The organism is Mesorhizobium sp. M1142 (assembly GCF_040318565.1).
GTDB lineage: Bacteria > Pseudomonadota > Alphaproteobacteria > Rhizobiales > Rhizobiaceae > Mesorhizobium.
Window position 1 is genome coordinate 17,401 of sequence record NZ_JAMYMK010000003.1, and the last position, 20,715, is coordinate 38,115.

Sequence of the window (20,715 nt, forward strand, 5' to 3'; positions counted from 1 at the left end):
GCCCTTAGCCGGCTCTGCGCATGCGGGCGGCGAAGAAGCCGTCCAGCCCGGAACGGGCAGGGGAGCCAAGCTCCAGGTCGGCAGGCGTGGTGCGCAACGTGCCTTGCGGCGTCAGGAACGGGTCGATGCCGGCGATCTCACCCGGCCGAAGCGGGTCGTCGATGATTTCCGCATTGCCGGCGAGAAAGCCGCGATAAAGCTCTTCGCCTTCGAGCGGATCGAGCGAACAGTTGGAAAAGACGATGCGTCCGCCAGGCTTGACCAGGGTGACGGCCCGGGCAAGCAGCCGGCGTTGCAGGTCGGCCAGTTTTTCGACGTCGGCCGCCGTCTTCGTCCAGGGGACGTCGGGGTGCCGGCGCACCGTGCCGGTCGAAGAGCAAGGTGCGTCGAGGAGGACGGCGTCGAAGCGGTCCTTCGGCTCGTATTTGAGCAGATCGGCCTGCACTATCTCCGCGGCCAGGCCGAGCCGTTCGAGGTTCTGCGTCAGCCGTGCCAGCCGCGTTCTGGACATGTCGAGGGCGGTGACGTGGGCGCCGGCGAGGATCAACTGGGCGGTCTTGCCGCCCGGCGCGGCACAGAGGTCGGCGATTCGCAAACCATTGATGTCGCCGAACAGCCGGGCCGGCAGGCTGGCCGCCGCGTCCTGAACCCACCAGGCGCCTTCCCCAAAGCCGGGCAGTTCGGTCACGGAAGCGCTGAGCTTTTCCACCCGCACCGTGCCGGTCGGCAAGACGAAGCCACCGAGCCGTTCGGCCCACAGCGCCGGGCCCGACTTGACGGTGAAATCGACCGGCGCCTCATGGCGATGGGCGAGCAGTATCTGCCTGGTCTTGTCGAGGCCGTAGACCGTTTTCAAACGGTCGGAAAACCATTTTGGCGCCTCGTCGGTGGCCGCAACCGCCGCCGCGAGCTCATCCTGCTTGGCCCGCGCCAACGTACGCAGTACGCCGTTGACGAGGCCGGAAAAGCGCGCCGTGCGCGGATCGGACTTGGCATGCGTCACGGCGAGGTCGACGGCGGCGCTGTCGGGAACATCGAGGAACAGGATCTGCGCCGCCGCCCCATGCAAGATGTGCGAAAGCGCCGTGGCGTTGGGCGGCAGCGGCTTTTCCAGGCGGCGGGCCAACAGGCCTGATATGGTCATGCGGTAGCGCAGGGCGGTGACCAGAATGGCGCGCACCAGGGCGCGGTCGCGCAGGTCGAGCGCCTTGTATTGCGGATGGCCGTTTTCATGGTCGGTCAGCCCGTCGAGCGGCGTTCTCGCGTCGATGACGGCGGCAAGCAGCCGCGCGGCTGCCTTGCGCGCGGCGAGACCGCGAGCTTCTGAAGCCTCACTGTGAGTTGGCCTCATTGTGCCGGCGATCGGTTGACTAGTTTAAATATGGCGCTGACAAAATCTTCTTTGCTTCCTAGGGGTGAGGTCACCTGAATGTAGTCTTTCTCAACCTTGTCAACATAGTCCGCGACTTGCTTTGGAGATGCACCATCCCCGACAAGTCGGACGATGTGGTGGAGATAGGTGTCATATTCGTTTTCAGGAAGCGGACGAAATTCCAGTTCACTTGATGTTTCCATGTTCGCCATCGGTATGCCGATAGGGTTCCAGTGCCTTGCACAAAGATCGCGTATTTCCGCCAGCGAGATCCCGCCTTTTTTGTCTGTCGCGCTCGTCACGACCACGGACCTTTAGGCCCGGTCGGATTGCGTCCCCAGGGATTGGGTTTCGGCCTGGCCGGCTCGGCCGGCCTTTCGGGCCGGGCGGCCCTTTCCCACGGACCCGACGGCTGCTGCCCGATCCCGTCCGGCGCCGGGCTTGGCGTCGCGGCCGCTTCGGGTGCGCCGGCCATCTGTTGCGCCATCCGCTGCAGGGCGGCGATGCGGTTTTCGGTGCTCGGGTGGGTGGAGAACAAATTGTCCATGCGCTCGCCGGAAAGAGGATTGATGATGAAGAGATGGGCGGTTGCCGGATTGCGCTCGGCATCCGGGTTGCGGATGCGTTCGGCGCCACGGGCGATCTTGTCAAGCGCCGAGGCGAGCCACAGCGGGTGTCCACAGATTTCGGCACCGCGCCGGTCGGCCTCGTATTCGCGAGTGCGGCTCACCGCCATCTGCACGATCATGGCGGCCAAAGGCGCGACGATCATTGCCACCAGCACGCCGACGATGCCGAAGGAATTGTTGTTGTCGCGGTTACCGCCGAAGAAGAAGGCGAAGTTGCCGAGCATCGAAATTGCGCCGGCGAAGGTGGCGACGATCGTCATGGTCAGCGTATCGCGGTGCTGCACATGGGCGAGCTCGTGCGCCATCACCGCCGCGACTTCTTCATGCGATAGCCGCTCGAGCAGGCCAGTGCTGGCGGCGACAGCGGCATTTTGCGGATTGCGGCCGGTGGCGAAGGCATTGGGCTGCGGATTGTCGATGAGATAGGTCCTCGGCATCGGCAGACCGGCGCGTCGGGCGAGGCCCTGCACGATGGCGTAATATTCAGGCGCGTTGCTTTCGTCGACCTCGATCGCTCGGTGCATCGCCAGCACCATCTTGTCGGCGTTCCAATAGCTGAACAGATTGGTGCCGGCAGCGATCAGCAAAGCGATCATCATGCCGCCGGATCCGCCGACCAGATAACCGACGCCCATGAACAGGGCCGTCATTGCGGCCAAAAGCATGGCGGTGCGAAGGGTGTTCATTGTCTGCTCCGTTCTGCCCAACAAAGGGGTCGATCCCTTGTGGACCCATCGCTATATGATGGGAAACAGCGGTTCTCGTTTCAATCGGGGGCCCGTTTCAATCTACCGGAAGATCGCATGATCGACGAATCCAACAAAACACAGGCTCACCACGCGCCGCAAAAGGCGCTGACGCCGGCAGCCCGGCGCGCTTTGGCGGAGGCCGAGGCCCGGCGGCAAAAATATCGCGAGACGGAAGCCACGCTGCCGAGGGAGATCGGCGGGCGCGGCGGCAAGGAGCCTGGCCGCTACGGCGACTGGGAGATCAAGGGCCTGACCAGCGACTTTTAGCCCAGGCAGGGCGCCAAACTACGCAGGCTGCGCCGTCCGCTCCGCTTCGATGGCAATCCAGCCGCTGGCATCGACGGCGATGCCGATCGCGTCATAGCCGGCGATAGCGGCATGCGGCGTCTGCAAAGGATGCCGGTGCGTGGCGCTGATCACCACGATTGCGGCGCCCGCGGCTTCGGCTGCCGCTATGCCGGCCGGCGCGTCCTCGAAGACAAGGCAGTCGCGCACATCGACGCCGAGCCGTTCGGCCGCCAGCCGGAAGCAGTCGGGCGCCGGCTTGCCGCGGGCCACGTCCTCCGCCGCAACGATCACGGCGGGAGCCGGAATGCCGGCGGCCTGCAGGCGCAGCAGGGCGAGTTCGCGCGGCGCGGAGGTGGCGATCGCCCAACTCCCAGGCGGCAGCGATGCGAGGAACGCCGCGGCGCCGGCGATCGGGCGAATGCCCTCGACATCGGCTGCCTCGGCCTGCAAAAGCGCATCGGCTTCGCGGGCAGGATCGACGCCTGGCAGCGCCAGCCGGCCGATGGTCTCGATCGCCCGCACGCCGTGGATGGTCGGCAGGAATGCGGCGACGTCAAGACCTTGCCGACGCGCCCAAGCTGCCCAGACCCTTTCCGCCGCGGCAATCGAATTGAGAATCGTGCCGTCCATATCGAACAGGAAGGCCGCAAATTTTCTGCCTGCAAACATCGGTTTTCCCGGGTCATCCTGGAGGGATTATTTTCGAAGGACGCGTGTCGATCGACCGTAACGTTGCCGCGTCCGTATGGGAAGCCGCGAGGCGTCGTTTTCGACGTTCGCAAGGAACCGCCGCGCACTCTCCTGCGTTGACCAGCACTATCTTCCATGACGATCGTAGGGGGACGGCGATGCTGATCAGGCTCGGCTATGAAATTGGCATTGAATGCGCTGCAGCCACGCCGATTGTTTCGCTGCTCGAGATCCACAGGGATCGCCAGGTCGACATCAAGCGGCAGACGCGCGTGCTGACCTCGCCGTCGGTCCCGACCAGGGTCTACCACGATCTTTTCGGCAATAGCTGCCGCCGCTTCACGGCGCCGGCCGGAAGCTTTCGCATCCTCTATGACGCGGTGGTCGAGGACAGCGGTGAGGCGGACGAAGTCAACACGCTGGCCAGGGAAGTTCCGGTCGCCGAATTGCCGGACGAGGTGCTCGGCTATCTGCTCGGCAGCCGTTACTGCGAGACCGACCATCTCGGCGACCTGGCCTGGCAACTGTTCGGCCAGCTTCCGCCGGGCTGGGCGCGGGTGCAGGCGATCGTCGACTATGTCCACAACCGCCTGTCCTTCGGCTACGGTTATGCGCGCTCGACCCGCACGGCGGCGCAGGCGCATGAGGAACGCGTCGGCGTCTGCCGCGACTTTGCCCATCTGGCGATCACGCTCTGCCGCTGCATGAATATCCCGGCCCGCTACGTGAACGGCTATCTCGGCGATATCGGCGTGCCCGCGGATCCGGCGCCGATGGACTTCTCGGCCTGGATGGAAGTGTTCCTCGACGGCAAGTGGTACACGTTCGATCCCCGCCACAACGTGCCGAGAATCGGCCGTGTCGTCATTGCGCGTGGCCGCGACGCCACCGATGTGCCGCTGTTGCACAGTTTCGGCCCGCACCGGCTCAGCCTGTTCAAGGTCTGGACCTACGAGCAGGAAGGCAACCTGTTCAGGCCGCCCTATCGCGGCCTCGACAGGACCGTCACCGCACGGGTGCTGGCCTAATCCTCCCGGAGACATCCACAGCCGTGTTTCCACGTCCCGCCATCGCGGTCGTGCTGATCCGGTTCGAGACATCTCTTCTGTACCGGATCGGGACGCAGTCCGGCCGTTCCGAATTGCGAGCCGGATCGTGGTAAGCGCTTTGTGAACAAAGCTGCGCCGACGCGGCTTTCGTTTACCGGCTGTTTACCTTGTCGCCGCTCGAAACCGTTTGGAAACAATGCCCTGAGCGGGGGGCGCTCGCTTTCCCGCGCCCGGCGGCGCGATCCGGCCGGATTCCTGCAATGCGCGTTCGGACAGCTGCAGGCTGTAGCGAATGGAGGCGGAAGGAATGCGGCGTTTCGGGGGTCTTGTTCAGGCGATCGGCGGGTTTGCCGGGGATCGCAGCGGAAATTTCGCGGTGCTGTTTGGTATAATCGGCTCAGTACTGGCGCTGAGCGTCGGCTTTGCCGTCAACGTCTCCCAACTCTACAATGTGAAATCGAGCCTGCAAGGCGTCGTCGATGCTGCGGTCACCTCGACGGCCCGCGACCTGACGACCAGCGTCATCAGCGAGGCTGACGCCAGCAAATCGGTGCAGGCCTTTCTCGATGCCAACAGCACGGCGGGTATCCTGCAGGACAATCAGATCGTTCTCGACAAACTGACTGTCGACCGAATCGCCAAGACCGTTCAGGCGGACGTTCATGTCAATGTCAGCTATTATTTCCCGCTTTTCAGCACGGGTAGCATGCAGCGCGTTCCCGCATCGACGACGGCTCTCTATTCGGACAAGCAGATCGAAGTCGCGACGATGCTCGATGTTACCGGCTCGATGGCAGGCCAGAAAATCATCGATCTGCGGACGGCTGCGGCGAATGCTGTCGACAGCTTCCTGGGCGGTCAGGACCCGTCCAAACCGCGCGTGCGGGTTGCCATCGTGCCCTATGCCAATTCGGTGAATGCCGGTACACTTGCCACCAGCAGCGTCTATGTGGAAACCACCGCCAGCCAACGCAAACAGGCGCCGGCCAATGACGCCGTGCAGTATGTCTCGGGCTTCATCCGTCCCGATAATTGCGCCACAGAACGCAAGGGGACCTACCAGTATTCGGACGCAGGCCCCGACGCCAGCATGGTCAACCGCGACTACCTGCTGTCGTCCTTCGCCTGGCAAACCGGCACCGCCGCCTGCCCGGCCGCCACGCTGATGCCGCTGACGGCCGATGCGACGGCGCTCAAGACGGTCATCAAGAATTTCGTCGCCTCCGGCGGCACTGCCGGCCATATCGGCGTGCAGTGGACCTGGTACATGCTCTCGGAGAGCTGGGGGAGCATAATGAGGACTTCGCAGCGGCCGGCCAAGATGGATCCAAAAAAGGTCGCCAAAATCGCGATCCTGATGACCGACGGCGAATTCAACCTGTCCTACTTCGATGCGAGCACGGTGAGCGACGTTTACAATGACGCCGGCAAGGAGCCGACCCGCACGGCAGCCAAGAAACTTTGCGCTGCCATGCGCGACAAGGGCATCGAGATCTTCACTATTGGATTTGACCTAAACGAAACGAATGCCAAGGCGACGCTCCAGGATTGCGCGAGCCCGGACACCACCAAGATCAAGCACTTCTACCAAGCTGCCAATGGAACCGAACTCAACCAGGCTTTCCAGGACATAGCGCGCAACGTCGAGATGTTGAGCGTAACCAAATAAGGGACAACAGCCCAAAAAGGAAAAGGCCGCCGCTTCTTGCGAAGTCGGCGGCCTTCCGTGTTTCCGTCCATGGCGCGGCTCCTGGCTGCGACGGTTGGTCGCCAGCCGCGCATCTCGCGCCTTAACGGGAAGACTGCTTCCCGAAAGTGCGATCCGCTGAGGCCACGTTCTGGAAAACGAAATCACTCGACATCGGATCACCTCCTTTCGATTTGTTGAACACTTGCTCATGATGGGGTGTCATCCGGCAAATGGCAAGGCGGGGCACTCGAAAATCCTGAACAAGCGTGCTTGTGCACTCGGGCGGCTTGCGGCCGGCCGATCCGGCAGGCAAGATCGAGCCGCGATTGTTCCGGGCCGCTTTTTGCCGGGTAAGGGAGGATGGGGATGGAGGCAGCCGAAAGAGCGGCCCGGATTGTTCGGACGGTCATCGAAACGCTGAAACCGGGTTTCGCGGTGAGGCTGTGGACAGGCGAGCGGATCGGCCCGGCTACCGGCCCGGTGCTCACTATCAACGACCAGGACATCGTCTGGCAGATCGTACGTCGGCCCTCTTTATCGACGCTGATCGAGATGTGGATTGCCAAGGCGGTCGACGTCGAAGACGGATCGCTGTTTGATTTCTACGCCTTGCCCACGCACGGCAAGCTCAGGACGAAGCTCAAGACGTTGCCGAAGCTGGCGATCCTGCGCGACCTGCCGGCGGTGCTGTTTTCGCGAAAACAGATGACGGCGCGAACCGATCTTTCCGGCCGCAATCCTTTCGTCAGCGGTTCGAGCCGGGAGGCAATCCAGCATCACTACGATATTTCCAACGCATTCTACCGGCTCTTCCTCGACGAGCGCATGGTCTATAGCTGCGGCTATTTCAAGGATTTCGCCAACGATATCGATCAGGCCCAAAGAGACAAGCTCGACCATATCTGCCGCAAGCTTCGGCTGAAGCCCGGCGAAAAACTGCTCGACATCGGCTGCGGCTGGGGAGCGATGCTCATCCATGCGGTGAAGAATTATGGCGTCGTCGGCCACGGTGTTTCGCTGTCGGAGGCACAGACCGAGCTCGCCCGCGAACGCATCCGCGCCGCGGGGCTGGAGGACCGCATCACCATCGAGATCAAGTCCTATGCCGAGCTGTCCGGCTCCTTCGACAAGATCTCGTCGATCGGCATGTTCGAGCATCTGGGGCTTGCCAACCATGCGGCCTATTTCTCGAGGATCCATCGCCTGCTCAAGCCCGGCGGCATCTATCTGCACCACGCCATCACCCGGCGCGACAAGGGCAGCTTGAAGAAGACGCTGCGAAAGGGGCCGGAATTCAAGGCGCTGATCAAATACATTTTTCCGGGCGGCGAACTCGATACGATCGGCATGACGCTCGGCAATCTCGAGGCGCACGGCTTCCTCGTCTACGACGTCGAAAACTTGCGCGAGCACTATGCGCGCACCTGCAGGCTATGGGCAGAGCGTCTCCACGCACGTTTTGACGAAGCCATCGCTGAGGTCGGCGAAGCCAAGGCGCGGCTCTGGCTGCTTTATCTCACCGGCTGCTCGATTACTTTCGAACGTGCATCGGCGCAGGTTTTCCAGACCGTCGCCACAAGGCGCGCGCGTGGGCCGAGCGGCCTGCCGCCGACGCGGGCGGATTTGTACCGATAGCTACAGGAGGCGCATCGTGGCGCCGATCTCGACGCGGGCCGGTCGATCGACGGTGCAGTAGACGCCGAGATTATGGGCGTTGTGGCGGACCAGGCTGCGCAGGATTGCCGGGTCGTGGTCCAACCCGTCCTGGCCAATGATGGTGAAGCCGCAGCGGCGGCACGGCTCGGAGATGGTCAGGAGCAGGTCGCCGATTGCCAGCTTGCGCCCGATCCATTCCGTCTCGGGGAACGACCCCTCGACCTCCGGCATATCGACGACGATGTTGGGGCGGAAGCGGCGCGCGTCGGCGGTGCCCTCTGGATGCAGCACTTTCAAACGCGCCAGTGAGGCGGTGGTCAGCAGATGAATAGGGGCTTTGACATAGCGTTCCGTCAGCAGAGGGCCGGCGTAATCCGGAGCCGCATTTTCCCGGCGGAACGGCCGGATGGAAGCCGCAAAGCCGAGATACGCGGAAACCGCGCGATCACTTTGCGCGCCAGGTGCCGAAAGCCAGCGTCCGTCGGGGATGGCGACCTCCAGCCTGCCGGCCTGCGACAGCCGGGTGCGGATGCGGGGCACCTTGTGCCATTTCGCTTCGCGGTCGGGCCGTGCGATTTCATCGGTCGAGGTATCGACAAGACCAAACAGGCGGTCGCCTTCGACGGTATACCAGTCGACGGAGATCGCCTCCTGAAACTCGCCGGCGAGCGAGCTCGCGGGATAGCGCCAAAGCTCGGTGACGGCGCCCAATGCGGGTTGCATCAGCCCTTCTTGTTTTGCCGGTTGGCGATCAGGTCGTCGACGACTGCCGGATCGGCGAGCGTCGAGGTGTCGCCGAGCGCGGCAAAATCATCCTCGGCGATCTTGCGCAGGATGCGCCGCATGATCTTGCCGGAACGGGTCTTCGGCAGGCCGGGCGCGAACTGGATCTTGTCGGGCGAAGCGATGGCGCCGATCTCCTTGCGGACATGGACGACGAGCTCCTGGCGCAATTCCTCGCTTGGCGTCTCGCCGGCCATCAGCGTGACATAGCAGTAGATGCCCTGGCCCTTGATATCGTGCGGGTAGCCGACGACGGCGGCCTCCGAGACCTTCTCATGCGAAACCAGCGCCGATTCGACCTCGGCGGTGCCCATGCGGTGGCCGGAGACGTTGATGACGTCGTCGACCCGGCCGGTGATCCAGTAGTAGCCGTCAGCATCGCGGCGGCAGCCGTCGCCGGTGAAGTACCTGCCCTTGTAAGTCGAGAAATAGGTCTGCACGAAGCGGTCGTGATCGCCATAGACGGTGCGCATCTGGCCCGGCCATGAGTCGGCAATGCAAAGATTGCCGCTGGCTTCGCCTTCCAGTACCTTGCCGTCGGCGTCGACCAGCTGCGGCTTGACGCCAAAGAAGGGCCGCGTCGCCGAACCCGCCTTGAGGTGGGTGGCGCCCGGAACCGGCGTGATCATGATGCCGCCGGTCTCGGTCTGCCACCAGGTGTCGACGATCGGCACCTTGCCGTTGCCGACGACGTTGAAATACCACTCCCAGGCTTCCGGATTGATCGGCTCGCCGACGGTGCCCAGCACGCGCAGCGACTTGCGCGACGTTTTGGTGACATGGGCATCGCCGGCGCCCATCAGCGCACGCAACGCCGTCGGCGCCGTGTAGAAGATGTTGACCTTGTGCTTGTCGATCACGTCCCAGAAACGCGACTGCGACGGGTAGTTCGGCACGCCTTCGAACATCAGCGTGGTGGCGCCGTTGGCGAGCGGCCCGTAGACGATATAGCTGTGACCGGTGACCCAGCCGACATCTGCGGTGCACCAGTAGATGTCGCCGTCATGATAGTCGAATACATATTGGTGGGTCATCGAGACATAGACGAGATAGCCGGCGGTGGTGTGCAGCACGCCCTTCGGCTTGCCGGTCGAGCCGGATGTGTAGAGGATGAACAGCGGGTCCTCGGCATTCATCTTCTCGGGCTTGCATTCGGCCTTAACCGTGGCGACCTCGTCATGGTACCAGACGTCGCGCCCGGCGGCCCAGCCGGTCTTGCCGCCGGTGCGGCGCACGACCAAGACCTTTTCGACTTTCGTTCCGGCCTTGGCGGCGATCTCGATCGCCTTGTCGGTGTTGTCCTTCAGCGGGATAGTCTTGCCGCCGCGCAGGCCTTCGTCGGCGGTAATGACGAAGGTCGACTTGCAGTCGTCGATGCGTCCGGCCAGCGCGTCCGGCGAAAAGCCGCCGAAGACGACCGAATGAATGGCGCCGATGCGCGTGCAGGCGAGCATCGCATAAGCGGCCTCCGGGATCATCGGCATGTAGATGGTGACGCGGTCGCCCTTCTTGACGCCGTGCTTCTTCATCACATTGGCGAGGCGGCAGACATGTGCGTGAAGTTCGTTATAGGTGATCTTCCTGTCGTCGTAGGGGTTGTCGCCTTCCCAGATGATGGCGGTCTGTTCGCCGCGCTTCTTCAGATGCCGGTCGATGCAGTTCCAGGAAACGTTTGTCTGGCCATCCTCGAACCATTTGATCGAAACCTTGCCGTCGAAGGACGTGTTCTTGACCTTGCTGTAGGGCTTGAACCAGTCGATGCGCTTGCCGTGCGTGCCCCAGAACTTGTCCGGGTTCTTGACGCTGTCGGCGTACCATTTCAGGTAGGTGTCATTGTCAATCAGCGCGTTCTTCTTCCACGCCGGCTGGACGCGATGGACATGAACATCGGACATTTCTTCGCCTTCCTCCCCAAAACCAAACCGCCGGCTTGACCGCCGGCAGGATCGCAGCGATGCGGCCGCGAATTCGCGCGCATTATTAACAGTTCGGCGGTGACGGCAACATTAGACGTTGGATTCGCGCGGCGGGATGCCGCAGGTGCCTTGCCGGGTGGTGTCAGCACTCTCGTGAGGCGGCTGCTAAGCGCATGTTTTTGCGGGAGGAATCTGGTTTGATCGCAGAAATATCAATAGACGAATAAGCAAATGGGGTGCACAATTTCAGGCTGGGAGGAAGGAGAATCAACCAGGGGACCGCAATGCGCGACCATTCAGAAATGGACCTGATGCTCAAGGGCTATGGCTTGACCACGGCCAAGATTCTTTATCACTTTCCCGATCATCCGCATCTGCTGCAGAGCTTCATCTGGCAGGATTACGACATCGCCCCGAAATTTCCGGTGCTGATCCGCTTCATCGAATTCTGGAAGGCCGAGCTCGAAGGCCCGCTGCATTCGGTGAGCTACACGCACCAGAAGCTGATCGCGCCGAACGAATGGCGCAAGGTCGACGGCGAGTTCGTGCTGCATTAGCCGGGGCGGCAGCCCGGGAGCCGCCGCCAGCTTTTGGAGCGTCAGACTGCGGGCGCGTTCAGCCGGACAAACCCCTCCTGCCGGCGATAGGGAAAATACGGGTAGGGTGCGGTGACCTCACTTGCCGTGTCGAGCTTCTTCATCTGCTCGGCTGTCAAGGACCAGCCGACGGCGCCGAGATTCTGGCGCAACTGCTCCTCGTTGCGCGCGCCAATGATGACGGAGGCGACGGTCGGCCGCTGCAGCAGCCAATTAATGGCGATCTGCGGTATGGTCTTGCCGGTTTCCTCGGCGACAACATCAAGCGCGTCGACGACCCGATAGAGATGCTCATCCTCGACGGGCGGTCCGAAGCTTGCCGTGTCGTGCAGCCGGCTTTTCTCAGGCAGCTTCTGGCCACGGCGGATCTTGCCGGTCAGGCGGCCCCAGCCGAGTGGGCTCCACACCAGCGCACCGACACCCTGGTCGAGGCCGAGCGGCATCAACTCCCATTCATAATCGCGTCCGACCAGCGAGTAGTAGACCTGATGGGCGACGTATCGGGGATAGCCATATCTATCCGCCAGGCCGAGCGACTTCATCACTTGCCAGCCGGAAAAATTGGAGACGCCGACATAACGCAGCTTGCCGGCGCGCACGAGACCGTCCAGCGTCGACAGCACCTCCTCGATCGGTGTTGCGGCATCAAAGGCGTGCAGTTGCAGCAGGTCGATGTAATCGGTTCCAATACGCTTCAGCGCGTCTTCGACGGCCTTGATCAGGCGTGAACGTGACGAGCCGGCATCGTTGGGACCGTCGCCCATCGGCAGCGAGGTCTTGGTCGAGATCAGCACGGCGTCGCGGCGGCCCCTGATGGCAGCGCCGAGCACTTGTTCGGAAGCGCCAATCGAATAGACATCGGCGGTGTCGAACAGGTTGACGCCGGCCTCTAGGCAGATGTCGACCAGCCGCCGTGCTTCCGTCGCATCGCTGTTGCCCCAGGCGCCGAACAGCGGGCCTGAGCCGCCGAAGGTTCCAGCGCCGAACGAGAGTGCCGGGACCTTCAGGCCTGATGCGCCAAGATTTCGATAATCCATGGGTTTGCTCCTTGTGGAAGGATGGCTGTTTCAAGGATTGGTTGAGGTTTGCCGTTCTATGACGGCGCGATTTCCGGTGTGGAGAGGGCAGGGTCTCGGTCGAGGCGCAGAGCAAACGCCGCCACGGCAAGCGCTGAAAGCGGCAACAGGGCCGCGACCCAGGTGACGGCGCCGAGGCCGGGACCGTGCGCGATGACCACGCCGCCGAGCCAGGCGCCGGCCGCGTTGCCGAGGTTGAAGGCGGCGATGTTGAAGGACGAGGCGAGGCTCTGGCCGGCGCCTTGTGCCTTTTCCAGCACCCACATCTGCAGTGGCGCCACGGTGGCGAAGGCGGCGGCGCCGAGCAGGCCGACATAGATAACGGCCATGACCTGGCTGTGCAGGGCGAACGTCATGGTGCCGAGCACCAGCGCCAGGACGACGAGACTGCCGAGAACGGAAGGTAGCAGCCGGCGGTCGGCGAACTTGCCGCCGGCGATGTTGCCGGCGATGAGGCCGCCGCCGAAGACCAGCAGGATAGGCGACACCGCTGCTTCCTCAAAACCGGTGATCTCGGTCAGCAACGGAGCGATGTAGGTAAAGACGGCAAAGACGCCGGCATAGCCAAGCACGGTGGTGGCAAAGCCAAGCAGGACGGGCGTGCGGCCGAGCACGGCGAGATCGGCACGCAAATTGCTCTTCTCAGGTTCTGTTCGGCTGCGCGGCACCACCAAGAGAATGATGGCGGAGGCGGCGATGCCGACCAGGGTCACCGCCCAGAACGTCGCGCGCCAGCCGAAGGCCTGGCCGAGCCAAGTGCCGAAAGGCACGCCGAGGATGTTGGCGATGGTCAGGCCGGTGAACATCAGGGCGATCGCCGAAGCTTTCTTGTTGGGCGCCACCAGCCCGGTCGCCACGACCGAGCCAACGCCGAAGAAGGTGCCGTGGGCGAAGGCGGTCAGCACGCGCGCACCCATCAGCGTCCAGTAGTCTGGGGCAAGCGCACAGGCGAGGTTGCCCAGCGTGAAGATCGCCATCAGCGACAGAAGCACGGTCTTGCGCGGCCAACGGCCGGTTGCGATCGTCAGCAGCGGCGCGCCGATGACAACGCCGAGCGCATAGCCGGAAATAAGCTGGCCGGCAGCTGAGATCGAGACGTCGAGATCGGTGCTGACGTCGAGCAGCAGGCCCATGATGACGAATTCGGTGACGCCGATGCCGAACGCACCGGCGGCAAGAGCGTAAAGAGCAAGGGGCATGGCGGTTCCCACTTCGATGACGACCAGTTTTGACGACGGGCGCCGTGTTCCTCCCACGCCCCAATTCGGAAGATCGTGTCGCGATGTGCTGTGAACCAGCCTTGCATCGGGCACATCGTCTGTGAAATAGATTCACCAATGACCAGACCCGACATCAACCGCTCCGGCGAGATCGAAGTGTTCGTCCGCGTGGTCGAGGCGGGCAGCTTTTCGGCCGCTGCCCGTGCGTTGCGGATGACCCCGTCGGCGGTGAGCAAGCTGATCGCGCGGCTGGAGGCACGGCTCGGCGCGCGGCTGGTCAGCCGTTCGACGCGCAGGCTGCAACTGACGCCGGAGGGGGCGGCCTTTTTCGACAGCGGCGTGCGTATCCTGGCCGACATGGCAGCGGCCGAGCGCGAGGCGGCGGCGGGTGCCGCGCCGCGTGGCCGGCTGCGGATCAACAGCTACGTGCCTTTCGGGCAGCATCGGCTGATCCCGCTTTTGCCGCGTTTTCTGGAGCGCTACCCCGAAATCTCGGTCGATCTGGTGTTGACCGACGATGTCATCGACCTGATGGAGGAGCGTGCTGACGTCGCCATCCGGGCCGGGCCGCTCGGCGAATCACGGCTGGTGGCGCGCAAGCTCGGACAGAGCCGGGTGGTCGTCGTTGCGGCGCCATCGTATCTCGAAGCGCGTGGCACGCCCGTGACGCCCGCCGATCTCGATCGTCACAACCGGATGGGCTTCCGTTTCGTACGCCACCTCGAGGGCTGGCCTTTTATCGATGCGGTCGGCAAGCCGATCAGCCTGTCGATCGCCGGAAATACGCTGGTCAGCGACGGCGAGGCGATGCGGCTGATGGCGCTGTCGGGGGCGGGCATCGCCCGGCTGGCAAGCTGGCATGTGGAGGCCGACATTGCCGCCGGCCGGCTCCTGCCGCTGCTGGAAGAGTTCAACCCCGGCGACGAGGAACTTACCCACGCCGTCTATGTCGGCCATGGCAAGCATCTGCCGGCGCGGGTGCGGGCCTTTTTGGACTTTTTGGTCGAGACTGTCCGGCTGAACTGAGCCCAAAACGATCGGGAGCCTGCCGGCTCCCGAAGCAACGAAGGTAAGAAGGTAAGATTGAGTTACTATTTCGGCGCAAAGGGCGCCGGCCGCCGGCCGGCCGCCTGACGCTCCAGCATCCAGCCCGGATATTCGGCGGGCAGGGCACTGGCTTCGTCGAGGCGAACAAGATCATCGGCATCGAGCTGCAACTCGGTGGCTGCAAGGTTCTGTTCCAGCTGCTCCGTGCGGCTGGCGCCGATGATGACGCTCATCACGAATGGCTTGGCCAGAACATAGCCGAGCGCCACCGTAGCGACGCTGACGCCGTGCTTGGCGGCGATCTCGCGCATGACGGCGACTGCTGCCCAGGCACGGTCCTCATTGACCGGCGGGAAATTGAAGCTGGCGCGGCGGCCCTCGCCATTGCCGGGGGCGCCCGGTCCGTATTTGCCGGAGAGCAGGCCGCCAGCCATCGGCGACCAGACCATCAGCCCGAGCTTCTCCTCGTTGAGCAGCGGCACGATCTCGCGCTCGAGATCGCGGCCGGCGATCGAATAATACGACTGCACGGTCTCGAAGCGGGCAAAGCCTTTGCGCTCGGCAATACCCAGCGCCTTGGCTATGCGCCAGGCCTGCCAGTTCGAGACGCCGACATAGCGGACCTTGCCGGCGGCAACCAGGTCGTCGAGCGCCCGCAGCGTTTCGTCGATCGGCGTCACCGTGTCGGTGCCGTGCAGCTGGTAGAGATCGATATGATCCAGCTGCAGCCGTTCGAGGCTGCCTTCGACCGAATCCATGATGTGGCCGCGCGAGGAACCACGCTGGTTCGGGCCTCCACCCATGGCGCCATGAACCTTGGTGGCGATGATCACGTCCTGCCGGTTGACGCCAAGGTTCCTGAGCGACTGGCCGAGAAGCCGTTCCGAGGCGCCAAAGGAATAGACATCCGCCGTGTCGAAGAAATTGACGCCGGCGGCGAGCGAGCGGGCAACGATCTGGTCAACGCCCTTCTGGTCGAGGCTGGCGATCAGGCCCCATTGGGCGTTCTCGCCGGCCGCGCCGAACGTCATCGTGCCGAGGCAAAGTTCGGAGACGAACATCCCCGTATTTCCAAGTTGATTGTAACGCATGGTGGCTCCAGACGGGTTGAGAATAACTCGACCCATATAGGAACGAAACGTTCCGTTTCTATATGCTGGCTTAGTCAATGTTAGCCTGTGGCCTAAGGCCGGCTGCGCCTCATCTGGCGCCGAAAATCGCCGATCCAACCCTGACACTAGTCGCGCCGAAGGCGATCGCGGTTTCGTAGTCGCCGGACATGCCCATGGAGAACTTGTCGACGCCGGCCTCAAGCCCAAGCTTTTCCAGCAGCGCGAAATGCGGACCGGGGTTCTCGCCGGCCGGCGGAATGCACATCAGCCCTTCGATGGCGAGGCCGTGAACCGAGCGGCAGCGGGCCACGAAGGCGACAGCCTCGCGCGGCTCGATGCCGGCCTTTTGCGGCTCGGAGCCGGTGTTGACCTGGACATACAGCCTTGGTGACCGGCCTTGCCTGGCGATCTCCTTGGCGAGTTCGGCGGCGATCTTTTCACGGTCGACGGTTTCGATGACGTCGAACAATGCCACCGCTTCCTTCGCCTTGTTCGATTGCAGCGGACCGATCAGATGCAGCTCGACGTCGGGAAACGCCGTCCGCAGTGCCGGCCATTTGGCTTGTGCTTCCTGGACCCGGTTTTCGCCGAAGACGCGCTGGCCGGCCTCGATAACGGGGCGGATATCGGCGGCGTCGAAGGTTTTCGAGACCGCGACCAGCGCCACCGCTCCGGCGTCGCGTCCTGCCTCGCGCTCGGCGGCAGCGATCCTTGCCTTGACCGTGAAAAGCTGTTCGACGGCGCTCGCCATGCCTATATCCTGCCTGTGTTTGGCTTTTCGCCGGATCGCCGCAGTTGACGGGTCCGGCAATCCATGGTGAACACCGCGACGACATTTCCTGAGCCGCCCGGGCATTGTCCGGCGGTTCGCGCATGCTTTTAAGTGAAAAACACCCGATGGCAACCGAACGATACAATCCGCGCGCGTCAGAGCCCAAATGGCAGAAGGCCTGGGACGCAAAGAAGCTGTTCGAAGCCGACAATGACGACCCGCGCCCGAAATATTACGTGCTGGAGATGTTCCCCTATCCGTCGGGGCGCATCCATATCGGCCATACCCGCAACTATACGATGGGCGACGTGGTGGCGCGCTACAAGCGGGCCAAGGGTTTCAACGTGCTGCACCCGATGGGCTGGGACGCCTTTGGCATGCCAGCCGAAAACGCGGCGATGCAGAACAAGGTCCATCCCAAGGACTGGACCTATCAGAACATCGCCGCTATGCGCGAGCAACTCAAGGTCATGGGCCTGTCGCTCGATTGGGCGCGCGAGTTCGCCACCTGCGATGTCGATTACTATCACCGCCAGCAGATGCTGTTCCTCGATTTCGTCGAGAAGGGGCTGGTGACGCGCAAATCCTCCAAGGTCAACTGGGATCCGGAGGACATGACGGTGCTTGCCAACGAGCAGGTCATCGACGGACGCGGCTGGCGCTCGGGCGCGCTGGTGGAACAGCGCGAGCTGACGCAGTGGTTCTTCAAGATCACCGACTACGCGCAGGACCTGCTGGATTCGCTCGATCAACTCGACGACTGGCCGGAAAAAGTGAAGCTGATGCAGGCGAACTGGATCGGCCGTTCGGAAGGTCTGCTGATCCGCTGGCCGCTGGCCAAGCCAGCAGCCGGCGAGCATGAGCTCGAAATCTATACGACAAGGCCTGACACCATCTTCGGCGCCTCCTTTATGGCGATTGCCGCCGACCATCCGCTGGCCAAAAAGGCCGCCGAAGACAATCCGGCGCTGGCAAAGTTCATCGACGAGGTCCGCCATATGGGCACCTCGGTGGCGGCTCTGGAGACGGCCGAGAAGAAGGGCTTCGATACCGGCATTCGCGTCGTCCATCCGTTCGACGAGAAGTGGACGCTGCCCGTCTACGTCGCCAATTTCGTGCTGATGGACTACGGCACCGGCGCCATCTTCGGCTGTCCGTCCGGTGACCAGCGCGACCTCGACTTCGCCAACAGATACGGCCTGCCGGTCATTCCGGTGGTGATGCCGGAGGGCGAGAATCAAGGGAGCTTCCAGGTCATCGATGAGGCCTATGTCGGCGACGGCGTGATGATCAATTCGCGCTTCCTCGACGGCATGAAGCCGGATCAGGCGTTCGACGAGGTGGCGAAGCTGCTGGAACAAAAGACCATCGGCAACCGGCCGATGGCCGAGCGCAAGGTGAACTTCCGCCTGCGCGACTGGGGCATTTCGCGCCAGCGCTATTGGGGCTGCCCGATCCCGATGATCCATTGCGAGGATTGCGGCGTGGTGCCGGTGCCGAAAGCCGACCTGCCGGTCAAGCTGCCGGACGACATCGAGTTCGACCGGCCGGGCAATCCGCTCGATCGCCATCCGACATGGCGGCGCGTCAAATGCCCGCGTTGCGGCAAGGATGCGCGGCGAGAAACCGACACGATGGACACATTTGTCGATTCTTCGTGGTATTTCGCTCGCTTCACCGCGCCGTGGGCAAATGATCCGACCGATCCCGAGGCCGCGACTGAATGGCTGCCGGTTGACCAGTATATTGGCGGTATTGAGCATGCGATCCTGCATTTGCTCTATTCGCGCTTTTTCACCCGCGCCATGCGCGAGACCGGCCATGTCGATCTCGCCGAGCCGTTCAGGGGCCTGTTCACGCAAGGCATGGTGGTGCACGAGACCTATCGGGTTGGCGGCGCCTCGAACGGCCGCTGGCTTGCGCCAAGCGAGGTCAGGCTGGAAGACGCCGACGGAAAGCGCCGCGCCTTCGAAATCGCCACCGGCGAAGAGGCGGTGATCGGTCCGCTCGAAAAAATGTCGAAGTCGAAGAAGAATACGGTGAGTCCGGAAGAGATCACCGACGGCTACGGCGCCGATACGGCGCGCTGGTTCATGCTGTCGGACTCGCCGCCCGAACGCGATGTCGAATGGACCGACGAGGGCGCGGCCGGCGCGCACCGCTTCATCCAGCGCATCTGGCGCCTGGTGTCGACGGCTGCCGAATCGCTCGCCGGAGTCCGGCCAGAGGCGGCGAAGGACGGCGAGGCCGGGACAGTGTCCAAGGCCGCGCACAAGATCCTGAAATCGGTCGGTGAGGATATCGAAAAGCTCGCCTTCAACCGCGCCATCGCCCGCATCTATGAGCTCGCCAATGCCTTGACTGTACCGCTCAACGAGGCGGCAGAGGGCAAGGCCGGTCCGGCGCTGCAAGCGGCCTGCCGTGAGGCCGTCGAGATCCTGGTGCACCTGATCGCGCCGGTCATGCCGCATCTGGCCGAGGAGTGCTGGCAGACGCTCGGCGGCACCGACCTTGTCGCCGAACGGCCCTGGCCGGTCTACGATCCCTCGCTTGTCGTCGACGCCGAGATCGTGCTGCCGGTGCAGGTCAACGGCAAGAAGCGCGGCGATTTGACAATTGCCCGCGACGCGGACCAAGGTGCGGTCGAAAAAGCGGTTCTGGCCCTCGACTTCGTGCAGAGAGCGCTCGAAGGTAAGGCGCCGCGCAAGGTGATCATCGTGCCGCAGAGGATCGTTAATGTCGTTGCCTGATCCGCGAAAGACAGAGCTGACGCTGCGCCGCGTCGTGCTTTGCGGGCTGCTCGCCTCGGTGGCGCTGGTTTCCGCCTGCACGGTGCGGCCGCTCTATTCGAGCGCGCCGCTGATCGCCGGCTCGCAGGTCGGCGCTGCTGCCGAGCTGGCATCGATCTCGGTCAAGCCGGTCAAGACCCGCTACGCCCAGCAGGTCCGCAACAATTTGATCTTCGCGCTCGGCCGGGGCGCCGGCGAGCCGGCTTCGCCGGTCTATTCGCTTGATCTCGGCGTCTCCGAACTCGTCGAATCGGCGGCAATCGAGCAGGTCACGACAGACGAGGACGAGCCGACCGCCGGCACTGTAACGCTGACCGCCAACTATGTGCTCAGCGATGCCAAGACGGGCACGGTCATAGCGAGGGGTAAGCGCTCGATTCCGTCGTCATACGACAGGCCGCGCCAGGAATTCGCGTCATACCGAGCCCAGATCGACGCCGAGAACCGTGCGGCGCGCGAGCTGGCAGATGTGCTGCGGCTGTCGATCGCTCAGGATCTGATCAAGCACGGCAAGCCGGCGGCAAGCTAGGTCTTTCCGGAGTGCGCAATCTGCAAAAAAAAGGCCGATTGCTCGGCCTTTTTTTGTTCGTAGGATAGTCGCTTCAGCCGATCTTCTGCCCGGTCTTTGCCCAGTCGGCGAGGAACAGTTCCAGGCCCTTGTCGGTCAGCGGGTGTTTGACCAGTGCCTTGAGCGTCGCCGGCGGCGCGGTGATGACATCGGCACCGATCAGCGCCGCCTGCTTGACATGGTTCACGGTGCGCACAGAAGCGGTCAGGATCTCGGTCTGGAAGTCATAATTGTCGTAGATGGTGCGGATATCGGCAATCAGCTCCATGCCGTCCCAGCCGCTGTCGTCGATGCGGCCGACGAAGGGCGAGATGAAGGAGGCGCCGGCCTTGGCGGCGAGCAGCGCCTGGGTGGCCGAGAAGCACAGCGTGACGTTGACCATGCGGCCGTCCGACCGGATGTCCTTGCAGGCTCTCAGGCCATCGAGCGTCAGCGGCACCTTGATGCAGACATTGTCGGCGATCCTGGCCAGGATCTTGGCCTCCGCCATCATGTCCTTGTATTCGGTGGCGACGACTTCGGCCGAGACTGGGCCCTTGACGATCTCGCAGATCTCTCTTGTGACGTCGGCGATCTTGCCGCCGGATTTCAGGATCAGCGACGGATTGGTGGTTACGCCGTCGAGCAGCCCCAAATCGTTCAGCTCGCGGATTTCCTTGACATCGGCGGTGTCGACAAAAAATTTCATGGCGGTCTCCTGAAGATTTTTCATG

General features: G+C 63.2%; 19 protein-coding genes. 8 read left to right on the plus strand and 11 right to left on the minus strand.

Going from position 1 to position 20,715, the window contains the following annotated elements; all coding sequences use genetic code 11:
- Positions 1 to 4: 4 nt before the first annotated feature.
- From NKH42_RS06360 to htpX, 3 genes are read right to left on the minus strand one after another with little or no spacing between them, the layout of a single operon-like run.
- A complete protein-coding gene (locus tag NKH42_RS06360; protein WP_352504868.1) occupies positions 5 to 1,351 on the minus strand; it encodes an RsmB/NOP family class I SAM-dependent RNA methyltransferase in 1,347 nt (448 codons plus the stop codon).
- Positions 1,348 to 1,674, minus strand: coding sequence for a hypothetical protein (locus tag NKH42_RS06365; RefSeq protein ID WP_352504869.1), 327 nt, complete (start codon positions 1,672 to 1,674; stop codon positions 1,348 to 1,350). The genes NKH42_RS06360 and NKH42_RS06365 overlap by 4 nt, the downstream gene beginning before the upstream one ends.
- Positions 1,671 to 2,687 carry a zinc metalloprotease HtpX gene (gene htpX, locus NKH42_RS06370; RefSeq protein WP_352504870.1) on the minus strand — a complete coding sequence of 339 codons (1,017 nt, stop codon included), beginning with the start codon at positions 2,685 to 2,687 and terminating at the stop codon, positions 1,671 to 1,673. Before htpX ends, NKH42_RS06365 begins: the two co-directional genes overlap by 4 nt.
- A gap of 117 nt (positions 2,688 to 2,804) precedes the next feature.
- On the opposite strand from htpX, the gene NKH42_RS06375 reads away from it, so the two are divergent.
- A complete protein-coding gene (locus NKH42_RS06375) occupies positions 2,805 to 3,017 on the plus strand; it encodes a DUF1674 domain-containing protein (RefSeq protein WP_352504871.1) in 213 nt (70 codons plus the stop codon).
- Between the two features lie 18 nt (positions 3,018 to 3,035).
- Here the strand turns inward: NKH42_RS06375 and NKH42_RS06380 are convergent, their stop codons facing one another.
- On the minus strand, positions 3,036 to 3,707 hold the full coding sequence (locus NKH42_RS06380) for an HAD-IA family hydrolase (RefSeq protein ID WP_352687068.1): 672 nt from the start codon (positions 3,705 to 3,707) through the stop codon (positions 3,036 to 3,038).
- Between the two features lie 179 nt (positions 3,708 to 3,886).
- On the opposite strand from NKH42_RS06380, the gene NKH42_RS06385 reads away from it, so the two are divergent.
- The 3 genes from NKH42_RS06385 to NKH42_RS06395 all read left to right on the plus strand — a co-directional run bounded on the left by NKH42_RS06385 (position 3,887) and on the right by NKH42_RS06395 (position 8,102).
- Complete coding sequence (locus NKH42_RS06385; protein WP_352504873.1) at positions 3,887 to 4,756, plus strand: transglutaminase-like domain-containing protein; 870 nt, start codon at positions 3,887 to 3,889, stop codon at positions 4,754 to 4,756.
- Positions 4,757 to 5,084: 328 nt separating this feature from the next.
- Positions 5,085 to 6,446, plus strand: a complete 1,362-nt coding sequence (locus tag NKH42_RS06390; protein ID WP_352974003.1) for a pilus assembly protein TadG-related protein — start codon at positions 5,085 to 5,087, stop codon at positions 6,444 to 6,446.
- A 387-nt stretch (positions 6,447 to 6,833) separates the two neighbouring features.
- Entirely contained in the window at positions 6,834 to 8,102 is a 1,269-nt protein-coding gene (locus tag NKH42_RS06395; protein ID WP_352504874.1) for a class I SAM-dependent methyltransferase, read from the plus strand.
- On the opposite strand, the gene NKH42_RS06400 is transcribed toward NKH42_RS06395, so the two are convergent.
- Together NKH42_RS06400 and acs are read right to left on the minus strand one after the other, a co-directional pair.
- On the minus strand, positions 8,103 to 8,846 hold the full coding sequence (locus tag NKH42_RS06400; RefSeq protein WP_352504875.1) for an MOSC domain-containing protein: 744 nt from the start codon (positions 8,844 to 8,846) through the stop codon (positions 8,103 to 8,105).
- A complete protein-coding gene (gene acs, locus NKH42_RS06405; RefSeq protein ID WP_352504876.1) occupies positions 8,846 to 10,801 on the minus strand; it encodes an acetate--CoA ligase in 1,956 nt (651 codons plus the stop codon). The genes NKH42_RS06400 and acs overlap by 1 nt, the downstream gene beginning before the upstream one ends.
- A gap of 305 nt (positions 10,802 to 11,106) precedes the next feature.
- Here acs and NKH42_RS06410 point away from each other — a divergent pair, with 305 nt between their 5' ends.
- Positions 11,107 to 11,379, plus strand: a complete 273-nt coding sequence (locus NKH42_RS06410; RefSeq protein ID WP_254820441.1) for an usg protein — start codon at positions 11,107 to 11,109, stop codon at positions 11,377 to 11,379.
- 41 nt (positions 11,380 to 11,420) lie between these two features.
- Here the strand turns inward: NKH42_RS06410 and NKH42_RS06415 are convergent, their stop codons facing one another.
- Entirely contained in the window at positions 11,421 to 12,455 is a 1,035-nt protein-coding gene (locus NKH42_RS06415) for an aldo/keto reductase (protein ID WP_352974005.1), read from the minus strand.
- A 56-nt stretch (positions 12,456 to 12,511) separates the two neighbouring features.
- Positions 12,512 to 13,693: an MFS transporter gene (locus tag NKH42_RS06420; protein WP_352687073.1), complete on the minus strand. Its 1,182-nt coding sequence runs from the start codon at positions 13,691 to 13,693 to the stop codon at positions 12,512 to 12,514.
- A 138-nt stretch (positions 13,694 to 13,831) separates the two neighbouring features.
- Between NKH42_RS06420 and NKH42_RS06425 the strand changes: the two genes are divergently transcribed.
- The gene (locus tag NKH42_RS06425; protein WP_352504879.1) at positions 13,832 to 14,740 is read left to right on the plus strand and encodes a LysR family transcriptional regulator; all 909 of its coding nucleotides are present in this window, start codon (positions 13,832 to 13,834) and stop codon (positions 14,738 to 14,740) included.
- A 65-nt stretch (positions 14,741 to 14,805) separates the two neighbouring features.
- Here NKH42_RS06425 and NKH42_RS06430 read toward each other — a convergent pair whose 3' ends face one another.
- Both NKH42_RS06430 and NKH42_RS06435 read right to left on the minus strand, forming a co-directional pair.
- Positions 14,806 to 15,852, minus strand: coding sequence for an aldo/keto reductase (locus NKH42_RS06430; protein WP_352504880.1), 1,047 nt, complete (start codon positions 15,850 to 15,852; stop codon positions 14,806 to 14,808).
- Positions 15,853 to 15,961: 109 nt separating this feature from the next.
- On the minus strand, positions 15,962 to 16,624 hold the full coding sequence (locus NKH42_RS06435) for a YggS family pyridoxal phosphate-dependent enzyme (protein WP_352504881.1): 663 nt from the start codon (positions 16,622 to 16,624) through the stop codon (positions 15,962 to 15,964).
- Between the two features lie 146 nt (positions 16,625 to 16,770).
- Between NKH42_RS06435 and leuS the strand changes: the two genes are divergently transcribed.
- Together leuS and NKH42_RS06445 are read left to right on the plus strand one after the other, a co-directional pair.
- A complete protein-coding gene (gene leuS / locus NKH42_RS06440) occupies positions 16,771 to 19,395 on the plus strand; it encodes a leucine--tRNA ligase (protein WP_352687079.1) in 2,625 nt (874 codons plus the stop codon).
- Positions 19,382 to 19,963, plus strand: coding sequence for an LPS assembly lipoprotein LptE (locus NKH42_RS06445; protein WP_352504883.1), 582 nt, complete (start codon positions 19,382 to 19,384; stop codon positions 19,961 to 19,963). Before leuS ends, NKH42_RS06445 begins: the two co-directional genes overlap by 14 nt.
- A 73-nt stretch (positions 19,964 to 20,036) precedes the next feature.
- Here the strand turns inward: NKH42_RS06445 and fsa are convergent, their stop codons facing one another.
- Positions 20,037 to 20,690, minus strand: coding sequence for a fructose-6-phosphate aldolase (fsa, locus tag NKH42_RS06450; protein WP_023678103.1), 654 nt, complete (start codon positions 20,688 to 20,690; stop codon positions 20,037 to 20,039).
- Positions 20,691 to 20,715: the final 25 nt, after the last annotated feature.